Raw genomic sequence first — 12,771 nt, forward strand, 5'->3', positions numbered from 1 at the left:
TCGTAAAGCTTGGCCTCGGTGGCGAACGAATACACCATCACCATCATCGAATAGACGAAGCCATGCCGGCCGCAAAGGAAATAGCGCTTGGCCAGGTAGAATTTCAGGAAGTTGCCGAGCGGCGACAGGACCAGCCTTATCAAGCCTGGCTTCTTGCCTCTCTCGACCAGCGTGGCAACCTTGAGGCTGGAGTAGGTGTTGGCCCTTGCCAGATCCTCCGCGACAGTCATTTCGCGGCGATGCAGCAACACGCCATTTTCAATCGTACCGGTTTCGCCCGGCACCTCGAACGATTCATGGACCCGCAGGTCAATGTCCATGGTGGCCTTGTCGCGGCGGAACAGACGCAGCAGCCTGTTGTGCAGCACCCAGCGGTGCGCATAGCCATAGCCTTTCAGCTTGTCGCGGCGTCTTACGAACCATCCGTCGATGGCCTCGTTCTGAGGCTGCGTCACGGTCACGATCGACCGCCTGAGCAGGTCGTCGACGGCCTCATCGGCTTCAATCGAAAGGCACCATGGCTGCGTGGCTTGATCAAGCGCGAATTGCCGCTGACGTGGGAAACCCGGCCAATCGTTGTGAAACAGCCTTATCGGGTAGCCCTTGGCGATAAACTCCTGAATGACGACCAGGGTGTTATCCGTCGAACCTGAATCGACGACGACGATGTCGGCGCAAAAGTCGACGCTCTCCAGGCAGGGGCCGATCATGTCGGCTTCGTTCATGCAGATGATGAGCGCCGAAACCGGGCTAGAAAATCGAGTCATGATCCCACTCTACAGCACACTGTTCTGTGAAATTACGCTGCTTGCGCCATCAGTTGTTACGCAATCGCTGTCGAAAAACCCGTCACACTTTCCTGAAATTGCCTTAGGAAACCAACAAAGCGGCCACGTCCGGCAGAACGCTCCGGCTTTCTACACCAGAGCCTGTCGAATGCGAAAGCGGCCCTGGTATGGCGAAGCCGGGAATTCGCATCGAGCGGGGACGATGTGGTGCTGCCGTCGACCAGCCTCAAGGCTGTGCAAACGAGACCAGCCCCTCGTCCTTTACCCGGCGGATGGTGAGCGCGGTGCGCACCGTGTCGACATTCGGGGTCGAAGTCAGCTCCTCGATGACGAAGGTTTGGAAGGCCCCCAGGTCGCTCGCCACGCAGTGCAGCAGGAAATCGGATTCCCCCGATACCATCCAGGCGTCGCGCACGATCGGCCAGCCGCGGGTGCGCTCTGCAAAGGTGCGCAGTTCGGCGTCGGCCTGGTGATGCAGGCCGATCAGGCAGAAGGCAACGACATCGAGGCCGAGCGCCGGCGCGTTGAGCAAGGCGCGGTAGCCGCGGATGATGCCGGCTTCCTCCAGCCGCTTGACGCGGCGCAGGCACGGCGGCGCCGAAATGCCAACGCGGTTCGACAGTTCGACATTGGTCATGCGCCCATCGGCCTGAAGCTCGCGYAGGATCTTCCAGTCGATGGCGTCGAGATCGGCCTTGAGCGGCATGAGGGCTCTCGATAAGTCAGGGCAATACGCAAGAATCTTGCGTGATCTTGTAATTAAACGACTTCGCTGTCCATTCCATCCCTCGCTCGGAATATTTCGGCCGATCAAAGTGGCGACAGGGGTGCGACAAAGCTTTCCGGGGACGAATGCCAACCTGCCTTGCTGGCGCCGTGGGCAACACTTACATTACGCGCGATATCGACGAGTTTTCCATGCCGCAATTGCCGGCAGCCCTCCGCAGAGGCTTCCAGATGACCACCAAGCACGCGCCCGTTCTCATTATCGGTTCCGGCCCCGCCGGCTATACGGCAGCGGTCTACGCCGCCCGCGCCATGCTGAAGCCGATGCTGGTCGCCGGCCTGCAACAGGGCGGCCAGCTGATGATCACCACCGATGTCGAGAACTATCCCGGCTTCGCCGACCCCATCCAGGGGCCGTGGCTGATGGAGCAGATGCTGAAGCAGGCCGAACATGTCGGCACTGACATCATCAACGACATCATCACCGAGGTCGACCTCAATGTGCGGCCGTTCCGCGCCAAGGGCGATTCCGGCACCACATACACCGCTGACGCGCTGATCATTGCCACAGGTGCGCAGGCCAAATGGCTGGGCATTCCGACCGAACAGACCTTCATGGGGTTTGGCGTCTCGGCCTGCGCCACCTGCGACGGCTTCTTCTACCGCGGCAAGGATGTCGCGGTGGTCGGCGGTGGCAATTCGGCGGTGGAAGAGGCACTCTACCTGTCGAACCTCGCCAAGAGTGTGACGGTCATCCACAGGCGCAGCGATTTCCGCGCCGAGCGCATCCTGCGCGAGCGGCTCCTGAAGAAGGACAATGTCCGCGTCATCTGGGACACGGTCGTCGACGAGATCACCGGCCGTCCCGGCAAGGCGCCCTTGCCGCCTTCGGTCGAAGGGCTGAAGCTCAAGCATGCGGTGACCGGCCAGGAAACGCATCTCAAGGTCGACGGCGTGTTCGTGGCCATCGGCCACGCGCCGGCGGTCGAACTGTTTGCGGGCAAGCTGAAGCAGAAGCCGAACGGCTATCTGTGGACAGCGCCGGATTCGACCCGCACCGACGTTCCCGGCGTGTTCGCGGCGGGTGACGTGACCGACGACATCTACCGCCAGGCGGTGACTGCGGCGGGGCTCGGCTGCATGGCTGCTCTCGAGGCGGAGAAGTATCTGGCCGGCATCGAAGTGCACCGCGAAGCGGCGGAATAAAGAGTTCAGAAGGCGACTTAGAAACGCCGTGTAAAAGCCTGATTTTTCATTCAGACGCCAAAACAGAACGAGGGGTAGCATGGCGTTGGACTGGGACAAGCTACGCGTGTTTCACGCTGCGGCGGAGGCAGGGTCGTTTACCCATGCGGCCGAGACATTGCATCTGTCGCAATCGGCGATTTCGCGGCAGGTCAGCGCGCTCGAACATGATGTCGGCGTGCCGCTGTTCAACCGCCACGCCCGCGGGCTGGTGCTGACTGAGCAGGGCGAAATGCTGTTCCGCACGGCGCATGACGTGCTGATGAAGCTAGAAACCATCAAGTCGCGGCTGACCGAGACCAAGGATCGCCCGTCCGGCGTGCTCAGGGTGACGACCACCGTCGGGCTGGGCGCCGGCTGGCTGACCGAGCGGGTGCAGGAGTTCATCGAGCTCTATCCCGAAATCAGCCTGCAGCTGATCCTCGCCAACGAGGAACTCGACCTCACCATGCGCCAGGCAGATTGCGCCATCCGGCTGCGCCAGCCGCAGCAGCCTGACCTGATCCAGCGCCGCCTCTTCACCGTGCACTTCCACCTCTATGCTTCGCCCACCTATGTCGCCAAGCACGGCAAGCCGGCTTCGGTGGCCGAGCTTAAGAGCCATCGCATCGTCACCTTCGGCGTGCCGGTGCCATCGCATCTGTCGGAGCTGAACTGGCTGGAAACGATTGGCGATTTCGAAGGCGGACAAAGGGTGCCGACGCTGCAGATCAACGACATTTTGTCGATCAAGCGCGCGGTGCAGGGTGGCGCTGGCATCGCCATGCTGCCGGACTATGTGATCAGCAAGGACTCCGACCTGGTGCAATTGCTGCCGGAGACCGAGGTGCCGTCCTTCGACACCTATTTCGCTTATCCGGACGCGATGAAGAACCAGGCCAAGCTGCATGTCTTTCGCGATTTCATCATCGCCAAGGCGCGTAGCTGGTCTTTCTGATCCACCCCTGGCGTTCGACTTTCTGGTCTTCATCCAGTTCTAGAATCACCCCCGCCAGGGCGTCAGCCGCGGCAGCCAGCCGGGCACGGCGCGGCGATAGGCCTCGTATTGCGCGCCATAGCGGCGGGCCAATGTCGGCTCCTCGTAGAGCCGGACGAACGACACCATGGCGATCGCGCCGATGATCGCGTAGGCGGTAAGCGTCCAGCTCGAGAACAGCAGCGCCTGGCCTAGGATGATCGACAGCACCGCGACATACATCGGGTTACGGACATGGCGGTAGATGCCGCCGACCACCAGTCTCTCGGTCGGTGCAACCGGAGCGGGCGTGCCGAGCCCCTCGAGCGCAAAGCGGCCGAAGGCATGCAGCAGTGCAGCGATCGCAGCGACGATCAGGAGCCCGCCAACAGGCACAAAGCCCGGCAGGCTCGACCATGGCAAGCCCCAGCGATCGGTCAACAGCCAGGGCACCAGCCCGGCAACCACGCCGGGTGCGGCGATGAAGAACGCCGCGCTGCCGGCGATCGCCGAAAACGTCCGCATTGGGTGCTTCCTCCCTGACTGCCTGATAAATGAACGGCTGCTGCCTGCTTCCACATCATTGCGCGGTTTTGGCATTTGGGCACAGAAATCGATCGCAATTGGCGATTCTGTAGTGAGAATCGCGCCTCCGTACGCTCCGTTTTGCTGATTTTGCTGGTCCTATTGGTCTCGGATATGGGTTAGACCACAGCCTGCGTCTTTTTGCATGCGTGTGTTGCAAAATAGATGCTTGTTTCTTGGGCATGATGAGCACATATATAGATCATCTCCTGGGCGCGTTCTCCTCCCATTAGCGCCCTAGAGTGTTCCCCTCTGGAGGTTAGCCTTAACAGGCACTTCCAATCAAACTCAGCCGGATCTTCGTTGATCCGGCTTTTTTGTTGCCTGGGCCCTGCCGGAGCAACTCGAAAAGTCATCAGAATTGCCACGTAACAGTGACATGTAACCTGAGGTAACATGACATGGACGCCCGACACGTGCTATCCACACCATAGGACGCGGTGTGGTCGTGCGGGAGATGGGGGCATCACTCGAACGGCCTGGGCTCAGGCGGCTACCGCGTCCGAACCATTTCCGCCGCCGAAGCTCGGCGGCGCCAGATGCGGCGGACCTCCGTTTTACCTACCGGGAAACGGTTCGCGAACAAGACGACGTCCGGTCCCCGCCGGGCGTCGTTTTCATTTGGGCCCCCCTCGAACCGGGGTTCGAGGGGAAGACCGAATCAGGCAGCCTTGCCGTTGGCATTCATTGCCTCGTCGGCGAGACGCCCGGTGAGTTCGGCCATGTGGTCGAAGACGGCGCGGTAGCTGGCGACGCCAGCGGTCGCCGAGCGCAACTCGATGATCAGGTCGCCGATCTCGGCCTGCGGCATGGTTGCCTCGACAACATCCCATCCCGGCCAGTCAGGCCGCGCATCATAGCCAAGGATCTGGCCGCGCCGCTGCGGGATGAGCGCGATGATCTTCGAGGTCGCGTCGGAGGGCGTGACGATCTCGACCTTCATCACCGGTTCCAGAAGCACGGGCGAGCAGGCGGCCATACCTTCCTTCATCGCCAGTCTGGCCGCCATCTGGAAGGCCATGTCGGAGGAATCAACCGCGTGGTAGGAGCCGTCCGACAGGTTGACGGCTACATCGACGACGGGAAAGCCGAGCGGGCCCGACTTCAGATAGTCGCGCACGCCTGTTTCGACCGACTGGATATAGGTCTTCGGCACGACGCCGCCGGTGATGGTGTCGGTGAACTGGAAGCCGGAGCCGCGCGGCAGCGGCTTGATCTCGATCACCACGTCGCCAAACTGGCCATGGCCGCCAGACTGTTTCTTGTGACGGCCGCGCTGCTGCGCCGATTTGCGGATCGTCTCGCGATAGGGCACCGCCGGCGCATGACCTTCGACCGGGATCTGGTTCTTGCCTTCCAGCCGCTCGCGCACGACACGCAGATGCATCTCGCCATGGCCCGACAGCACGGTCTCGGCCGAGTCCTGGTTGTGGCGCAGGCTGAGCGAGGGGTCTTCCTCCGCCAGGCGCTGGATGGCGGCCGACATCTTCACTTCGTCCTTGCGCTCCTTGGGGCGCAGCGCGAAAGCGAAGACCGGCTGCGGCGGCTCGAACTCAAGCAGCGGCTTGATGCCGCCCTTGGCCGAACTCAGCGTCTGGCCGGTCTTGACCTCATCCAGCTTGCCCAGCGCCACCGTGTCGCCGGCCTTGGCGATGGTGAGCTTGAACTGATCCTTGCCGAGCATTCGGTAGATGCCGGAAACCTTCGCCGTGTTGCCGCCGGGCAGCCAGAGTTCGGAGCCGTCGACGACCTGGCCGGACAGGATGCGCGACACCGACAGCTTGCCGCCATGCGGCGTGTGGATGGTCTTCATCACCTGAGCCACGGTGGCCGCGCCGTCGGGCGCGCCCAGCCGCTTGCGGGTCGCTTCGATGTCCGGCGCGTCGTGGCGGATCGCCTTCAAGAGGCGCAGCACGCCGTTGCCTTTCTCGGCGGTGCCGATCAGCACCGGCGTCACCGCGCCATCGCGCAGATCGGCGGCGAGATCGTCGAAGATGGCGTCCTTGGGCGGCTCGATCTCCTCGAGCAGTTGTTCCATCAGTTGGTCGTCATGATCGGCCAGCGTCTCCAGCATGGAGAAGCGCGCCTCCAGTTCGCGCGCCTTGTCATCGCCAGGTATTTCGGCCACTTCGCTTTCGGCATATTCGCGATAGATGTAAGCGCGCTCCAGCGCCAGATCGATCGAGCCGATGACGACGCCATCCTTGCGCAGCGGAATCTGGCGCAGCAGCAGCGGCACGGCGCTGGCCGGCTGCAGCATCTTCAGCGTGTTGCGCACGCCGGCGATTGCCTTGTCGACCTTGTTGAGGAACAGGATGCGCGGCACGCCGAGATCGTCGAGCCTGCGCATGATCAGCTGCAGGGCAGGGATCTTCTTTTCGTCGGCCTCGGCAACGACCACAGCGAGGTCGCAGGCGGCCAGCACCGGCTCGGCCTCGAAAGAGAATTCGATGGAGCCGGGACAATCGACGAAAGTAAGCTGCTCGCCCATGAATTCAGTGGTGGCGAAGGTCGCCTCGACGCTCATCGCGTGGGCCCGCGCCTCTGGCGAATGATCTGAAACGGTGTTGCCCGATGAGACGGGGTTTTGTCGGGGGATTGAGCCCGTGCGGGCCAATATGGCTTCGAGAAGTGTCGTCTTACCGCTGGCGAAGGGACCGATTATGGCAATGCATTTCGGTCCCGTGCGTCGTCCTCCGGCGCGAGTACCCATGACTGACCTCCACTCAGGCGTTTCCCGTAGGACCGACTGGCATGCATGGTTCAGGCTTGGTCAATCGGTCCTGAGCGGCGGCCGGCCTGTTCGACCGTCGCGGGCGGGGTTCTTTTGGTTTGGCCACCTGCCCGAAGCCATCGTCCCACTTGTTTGCCGGCAGGGCAAGAAAAATAGAAATTCTTCGGTGTGGCCTCAGGCGCTCAGCGCCAGCGGCTCGGCATGGACGGCATGCAACGGACCAAGCTTGTCGCGCGGCGCCGGCCGGCCGAAGAAATAGCCCTGGAAACGATTGCAGCCGGCGGCATTGGCCAGGGCGAATTCCTCTTGCGTCTCGACGCCCTCGGCGACGATGGTGACTTCCTGGATGCGTGCGATCTGGGCGAGCGCCGAAACGAAAATCTGCGCCACCTGGTCATGGGCGAGGCTGCGGATGTAGGAGCGGTCGATCTTGATGCTGTCGACGGGCAAGGTCTTCAGATAGTTGAAGCCGCAATGGCCGGTGCCGAAGTCGTCGAGCGCGATGTGGAAGCCGAGGCCGCGCAACGCTTCGAGGCGTCGCAGGATTTCGGGCGTGGCGGCGGTCGCCACCGTCTCGGTGATCTCGATGACGAATTGCGCGGCGCAACGGCCGGTTTCCTTCAGCACGCGATCGCACATGGTGACGATCTCGTCGCGCTTCAGCTGTTCGCCGGAGACGTTGATCGAGATGCGGCGTCCCGGGAAATGGTTGATATCGGCGCAGGCCCGCTTGAACACCCACTCGCCGAGCATGTCGATTAGGGTCGAGCGTTCGGCGATCGGAATGAACTCGGCCGGCGAGATCAGACCACGAACCGGGTGGCGCCAGCGGATCAGCCCTTCGAAGCCACAGGTGGAACTGTCCGGATTGACGATCGGCTGGTAGTGCAGCTCAAGTTCGCCGAGATAGACCGCCGCGCGCAACTCCCGCTCGACCAGGCGACGATAGCGCTTGTCGGACAGCATCTCCTCGTCGAACACGGTGACGCGGCCACGACCCGCCGCCTTGCTTTCATAGAGCGCCAGGTCGGCGACCAGCATCAGTTCCGTCGTGTTCGAGGCATGTGCCGGCGCCAGCGCCACGCCGACGGAAATGGACAGCGGGATGGTCTTGCCCTCATGCGATTTCCCGGCTCGCATGGCATCCAGCAAGCGCCTGACTTTCTTGTTGATGATGGCGAGATCGTTGTGCGGGACGATGACGCCGAATTCGTCGCCGCCGAGCCGTCCGACCATGCCACCGGCAAAGATGCGCTCGGCCGTCTTGACCAGATGCGCCAGAGCGAGGTCGCCGAACTGATGTCCGAACGTGTCGTTGAGCTGCTTGAAGTGATCGACGTCGATCAACAGCAAGGTCGCATCGCGCCGGTCGCGCATGCTGCCGAGACTGTCGTGCAGCGCTTCGAGGAAATAGCGGCGGGTCATCGCCCCGGTCATCGCGTCCCTGGTCAGGAAATGATGCTTTTCCGCCTCTGCGGCGGCGGCCGACCGCAAGCGATGGACGACGCTGCTGCGCATATACATCAGGGCCAGCAGGGCCAGGCTGGTGGCGAGGATCGAGACCGCGAAGGCGTTGCTGGAGGGCTGGTCTTGCGACAGGTCGACCGCGCCAAGCACCGCGGCGCCGATGCTGATCAGAAGCAGCAACTGGATGCCGCGGTAGATTCGGCCGCTGTGGTCCTTGATCGTCGCCAGTATGCTCATCTCATCGCCCCTTGAAATGCGGGCTCAGGGCTAGTGCGCAGCTGTTAAGAAGACATTGAATTCGCCATCGTTCCGTCCAGCGACATGACGCGAGGAGCGTTCATGGTTAAGGAGAAAACCCGGACTTGCGGTGGTGCGCGAAACGGCCGGTTGCGCCTGGGACGATATCGGCCGACAATGGATTTTGCGTCAAATGCGGTTTTGCCTCGAATGTCTGGCGGCATTTGATGCCGATCGCTTCACCAGTTCCAGGATCACCCCGATGAAGATCATTGCTTGCGGCAGCGTGCCGACCATCATAGCGCCGGAGAAGTACTTCACCGGCCGCGTGTTGCAGACGCCGATCATCGAGAAGGAGGCGCCGGCGCGGCTGCGGGCCACGCTGGTCAGCTTCGAGCCGGGCGCGCGCACCCACTGGCACACGCATCCGCTCGGCCAGACACTCTACGTCACCTCAGGCGCCGGCCTTGCCCAGACATGGGGCGAACCGGTCCAGGAGATCAGGGCCGGCGACGTCATCTCGTTCGCGCCTGGCGAAAAGCACTGGCACGGTGCGGCGCCGAAGTCGGCGATGACGCATATCGCCATGCAGGAGGCGCTGGACGGTGTCCACGCCGACTGGTTGGAAGAGGTGACGTCAGCGCAATATGGCGGCTGAGTGCCGAGCCGGTGAGGAGGCGTCGTTGCCAACAAAAAACCCGGCGGTGAAGCCGGGTTTTCAGTTTCAAGACTGGCCTGATCAGGTCAGCGATGCCGTGAAACGCTGGATGCGCGTGCAGGCTTCCTCAAGCAGCGTCTCCGAAGTGGCGTAGGAGATGCGGAAGTTGGGGCCGAGGCCGAAGGCCGAGCCGAACACGACCGCGACCCCCTCGGCCTCGAGCAGTTCCGAGCAGAAAGTTTCGTCGGTGTCGATCACCTTGCCGGCTTTGGTCTTCTTGCCGATCAGCTGGGCGCAGGACGGATAGACGTAGAAGGCGCCTTCCGGCGACGGGCAGCTTATGCCGCGCGCCTGGTTGAGCATCGACACGACGAGATCGCGCCGGCCCTGGAAGATCGCCTTGTTCCTGGCGATGAAGTCCTGCGGGCCGTTGAGCGCCTCGACCGATGCCCATTGCGCGATGGTGCAGGCGCCCGAGGTCTGCTGGCCCTGGATCATGTCCATCGCCTTGATCAGCGCCACAGGACCTGCGGCATAGCCGATGCGCCAGCCGGTCATGGCATAGGCTTTCGACACGCCGTTCATGGTCAGCGTGCGCTCGTAGAGCTTCGGCTCGACTTCGGCGATGGTCTTGAAGACGAAGTCGCCATAGGTCAGGTGCTCGTACATGTCATCGGTCAGCGTCCAGACATGCGGATGCTTCAACAGCACGTCGGCCAGCGCGCGCAGTTCCGCCTCGGTATAGGCGGCGCCCGACGGGTTCGACGGCGAGTTCATCAGCAGCCATTTGGTGCGTGGCGTGATCGCCTTTTCCAGTACCGCGGCGGTCAGCTTGAAGCCGTTGTCGATCGAGGTGTCGGCAAACACGGAGGTGCCGCCGCAGATCGCCACCATCTCAGGATAACTGACCCAGTAGGGGCGCGGTATGATGACCTCGTCACCGGGGTTCAGTGTCGCCATGAAGGCGTTGAACAGGATCTGCTTGCCGCCGGTGCCGACAATGGTCTGCTCGGGCTTGTAGTCGAGATTGTTCTCGCGCYTGAACTTCTTCGCGATCGCCTCGCGCAGCGGCACGATGCCTGAAACCGGCGGATATTTGGTTTCGCCGCGGCGGATTGCCTCGATCGCCGCATTCTTGATGTTGTCGGGCGTATCGAAATCCGGTTCGCCGGCGCCGAGGCCGATAATGTCACGGCCGGCATTTTTCAGCTCGCGCGCTTTCTGCGTCACCGCAATGGTCGCGGAAGGCTTTACGCGGGAAAGGGCGTCGGCGAGAAAGGCCATGACCGGATATCTCCAAACAAGGTCGGCGCGGGCCGGGAGCGGCCGCGGCGCTTCTCATGTCGCATGATTTCGCGCAGTGCAAGCATTGTCGGCTGATCCAGGCCTCAAGGAGCCGTGATCGGCAACGATAAATTCATTAACGGGCGGTAGAGGCTTGCGTGACAGGATCACAGTTTGACCGCCAGTTTGCGGAGCGAGGAACCGTGTCGCGCAGCATCGGGCTTGCCCACATCATCCGTCAGGACGATGGCACCTCCACCGGTGTCTGGGGCATCTACACGCTGCAAAGCGCCTTCCAGCCGATCTTCGCCTTCAACGAAGGCAAGCTGTCGGTGGCCGCGTTCGAAGGGCTGATCCGGCCGTTCCGCGACGGCGAGCCGCAATCGCCGATGAGCTTTTTCAGCACCTGTCCGGCCGCCGACCGCCTGCATGTCGAGGCGCTGACCAGGACGCTGCATCTTCTGAACGCCGGCGCCTGCTTGCCGGAGGAGGCCTCGATCTTCGTCAATTTCGACCCGTCGGTGTTCACCGAGCGCACCGTTGCCGACAATGCCTTGCGCGAAATGCGGCTGGTGCTGCACGAGGCTGGCATCGATCCGCGCCGTGTGGTCTGCGAAGTGACCGAGCAGCGCTCGGCGTCGCAGGAGACCCTGCACAGTTTCGTCACCGCGCTGCGGGCCAACGGCTTTCGCATCGCCGTCGACGACTATGGCGCCGATGATTCCGACATCAACCGCATCAAGGAACTGAAGCCCGACATCGTCAAATTCGACGCCTTCTGGATCACGCAGCTGATGGAGTCCGGGGCCGGCTTCGCGTTGCTGACCACCATGGTGAAAAGTTTCGAGCAGCAAGGCATCCGAACGGTGTTCGAGGGCATCGAGGAGGGCTGGCAACTGGAACTGGCCGAGAAGTCGGGAGCGTCGATGGTGCAGGGTTTCGTGCTGGCGCGGCCCGAGCTTGCGCCGACAAGCTTTCGCGTCTTCGGCAAATCCACGCAGCAGGCCGCCTCCGCGGCCGTTGAAGCCGCGCCTGTCCAACCGGCACCACCGCATTCGACACGGCCAGCAAAAGCCTTCGGGCGCAAGGTGGCGCCATGAGGCGCGAGCGGCGGCGCGATGTCGGCAACGCGATCCAGGTCGACGAAGTCGGTATCGAATACGGTATCCATGGCGAGTTTCGGCTGCGCAGCGCCTATCAGCCGATTTTCGCGCCGCGCGGCCGCTTCCTTCACGCCGTCGCGGTCGAAGCCCTGATCGAGCCGCACCGTGCCGGCCGTCCCGGTGCGCCGAAGGTGTTTTTCGAAAGCATCGCCGCTTCCGACCGCTTGTTTGTCGAGACCATGTGCCGGGTGCTTCACCTCAGGAATTTTCACAACATCGGCGTCGACGGGCTCGATCTGTTTTTCAACTACAATCCGTTGATCAACGACCATCCCGGGCGGGCGCTGGCCGAGATCCGGCTGATGACCAGGTATCTCGGCGATTTCGGCCTCGCGCCGGCCATGCTGGTCTGCGAAATCACCGAACAGGCGGCCGACGACGCGCTTCTGATCCGACTGGTGCGCGAAATGCGGCGCGACGGGATCCGCATCGCCATCGACGATTTCGGCACCGGCCACTCGACGGAGGAGCGGGTCAGCCTGCTCCATCCCGACATCGTCAAGATCGACGGCACCTGGTTCGCCGAGTTCTGCCGCCATGCCGCCGCCGAACGGTTCTTCCGCCCGCTGGTTTCGACCTTGCACGACCGCGGCGCCAAGGTGCTGGTCGAAGGCATCGAGCAGCCCACCCATCTGCGCGTCGCGCTCGAAGGCGGCGTCGACCTGCTGCAGGGATTTCTTCTCGCCCGCCCGGCGCTGGCCGGCACAATCTTCAACGAAGAGCCGCTCTCCGTCGACACGCTGCTTGGCAGGGATAGCAAGGTTGTGCCGCTGTTCGGCTAGGGCGCGTCGATATTCAGGTGAGGCCGGCCTGCAAACGGCAGCTTCCTGCGCTTCCGGTACTCACGTACCCAAATGTACGCTCCGTTCCGGTTCTCGGAACCCACCGTTTTCGACTCGGCCTGACCTGAATCTCGTCACGCCCTTGAA

The 12,771-nt window shown here is 62.7% G+C and carries 11 protein-coding genes; 5 read left to right on the plus strand and 6 right to left on the minus strand.

Annotated features, from left to right (window positions below):
• Together ACXJ7R_RS13255 and ACXJ7R_RS13260 are read right to left on the minus strand one after the other, a co-directional pair.
• The coding region (locus ACXJ7R_RS13255) for a glycosyltransferase family 2 protein (protein ID WP_457152229.1) at positions 1-767 on the minus strand (767 nt) is incomplete at its 3' end.
• Between the two features lie 247 nt (positions 768-1,014).
• Positions 1,015-1,494, minus strand: a complete 480-nt coding sequence (locus ACXJ7R_RS13260) for an Lrp/AsnC family transcriptional regulator (protein ID WP_095090929.1) — start codon at positions 1,492-1,494, stop codon at positions 1,015-1,017.
• A gap of 251 nt (positions 1,495-1,745) precedes the next feature.
• Here ACXJ7R_RS13260 and trxB point away from each other — a divergent pair, with 251 nt between their 5' ends.
• Together trxB and ACXJ7R_RS13270 are read left to right on the plus strand one after the other, a co-directional pair.
• Complete coding sequence (trxB, locus tag ACXJ7R_RS13265; protein ID WP_457152230.1) at positions 1,746-2,720, plus strand: thioredoxin-disulfide reductase; 975 nt, start codon at positions 1,746-1,748, stop codon at positions 2,718-2,720.
• Positions 2,721-2,799: 79 nt separating this feature from the next.
• A complete protein-coding gene (locus tag ACXJ7R_RS13270) occupies positions 2,800-3,696 on the plus strand; it encodes a LysR family transcriptional regulator (RefSeq protein ID WP_184874593.1) in 897 nt (298 codons plus the stop codon).
• A 45-nt stretch (positions 3,697-3,741) separates the two neighbouring features.
• Here ACXJ7R_RS13270 and ACXJ7R_RS13275 read toward each other — a convergent pair whose 3' ends face one another.
• The 3 genes from ACXJ7R_RS13275 to ACXJ7R_RS13285 form a co-directional block, all read right to left on the minus strand.
• Positions 3,742-4,239: a methyltransferase family protein gene (locus ACXJ7R_RS13275; protein WP_457152231.1), complete on the minus strand. Its 498-nt coding sequence runs from the start codon at positions 4,237-4,239 to the stop codon at positions 3,742-3,744.
• Between the two features lie 721 nt (positions 4,240-4,960).
• Entirely contained in the window at positions 4,961-7,012 is a 2,052-nt protein-coding gene (locus ACXJ7R_RS13280) for an elongation factor G (RefSeq protein WP_457152232.1), read from the minus strand.
• Between the two features lie 195 nt (positions 7,013-7,207).
• Complete coding sequence (locus ACXJ7R_RS13285; protein ID WP_457152233.1) at positions 7,208-8,737, minus strand: putative bifunctional diguanylate cyclase/phosphodiesterase; 1,530 nt, start codon at positions 8,735-8,737, stop codon at positions 7,208-7,210.
• A gap of 262 nt (positions 8,738-8,999) precedes the next feature.
• Between ACXJ7R_RS13285 and ACXJ7R_RS13290 the strand changes: the two genes are divergently transcribed.
• On the plus strand, positions 9,000-9,395 hold the full coding sequence (locus ACXJ7R_RS13290; RefSeq protein WP_457152234.1) for a (R)-mandelonitrile lyase: 396 nt from the start codon (positions 9,000-9,002) through the stop codon (positions 9,393-9,395).
• An 81-nt stretch (positions 9,396-9,476) separates the two neighbouring features.
• On the opposite strand, the gene ACXJ7R_RS13295 is transcribed toward ACXJ7R_RS13290, so the two are convergent.
• Positions 9,477-10,679, minus strand: coding sequence for a pyridoxal phosphate-dependent aminotransferase (locus ACXJ7R_RS13295; RefSeq protein ID WP_457152235.1), 1,203 nt, complete (start codon positions 10,677-10,679; stop codon positions 9,477-9,479).
• A gap of 203 nt (positions 10,680-10,882) precedes the next feature.
• On the opposite strand from ACXJ7R_RS13295, the gene ACXJ7R_RS13300 reads away from it, so the two are divergent.
• Both ACXJ7R_RS13300 and ACXJ7R_RS13305 read left to right on the plus strand, forming a co-directional pair.
• Positions 10,883-11,779: an EAL domain-containing protein gene (locus ACXJ7R_RS13300; RefSeq protein WP_457152236.1), complete on the plus strand. Its 897-nt coding sequence runs from the start codon at positions 10,883-10,885 to the stop codon at positions 11,777-11,779.
• The gene (locus ACXJ7R_RS13305; RefSeq protein WP_457152237.1) at positions 11,776-12,624 is read left to right on the plus strand and encodes an EAL domain-containing protein; all 849 of its coding nucleotides are present in this window, start codon (positions 11,776-11,778) and stop codon (positions 12,622-12,624) included. The genes ACXJ7R_RS13300 and ACXJ7R_RS13305 overlap by 4 nt, the downstream gene beginning before the upstream one ends.
• Positions 12,625-12,771 lie beyond the last annotated feature (147 nt).

The organism is Mesorhizobium sp. P5_C1 (assembly GCF_054049815.1).

Excerpts from the sequence above, each read along its gene's own strand:
- ACXJ7R_RS13305 (WP_457152237.1), top strand. The coding sequence starts at position 11,776 with ATGAGGCGCGAGCGGCGGCGCGATGTCGGCAACGCGATCCAGGTCGAC.
- trxB (WP_457152230.1), top strand. The coding sequence starts at position 1,746 with ATGACCACCAAGCACGCGCCCGTTCTCATTATCGGTTCCGGCCCCGCC.
- ACXJ7R_RS13270 (WP_184874593.1), top strand. The coding sequence starts at position 2,800 with ATGGCGTTGGACTGGGACAAGCTACGCGTGTTTCACGCTGCGGCGGAG.
- ACXJ7R_RS13290 (WP_457152234.1), top strand. The coding sequence starts at position 9,000 with ATGAAGATCATTGCTTGCGGCAGCGTGCCGACCATCATAGCGCCGGAG.
- ACXJ7R_RS13285 (WP_457152233.1), bottom strand. The coding sequence starts at position 8,737 with ATGAGCATACTGGCGACGATCAAGGACCACAGCGGCCGAATCTACCGC.
- ACXJ7R_RS13275 (WP_457152231.1), bottom strand. The coding sequence starts at position 4,239 with ATGCGGACGTTTTCGGCGATCGCCGGCAGCGCGGCGTTCTTCATCGCC.
- ACXJ7R_RS13280 (WP_457152232.1), bottom strand. The coding sequence starts at position 7,012 with ATGGGTACTCGCGCCGGAGGACGACGCACGGGACCGAAATGCATTGCC.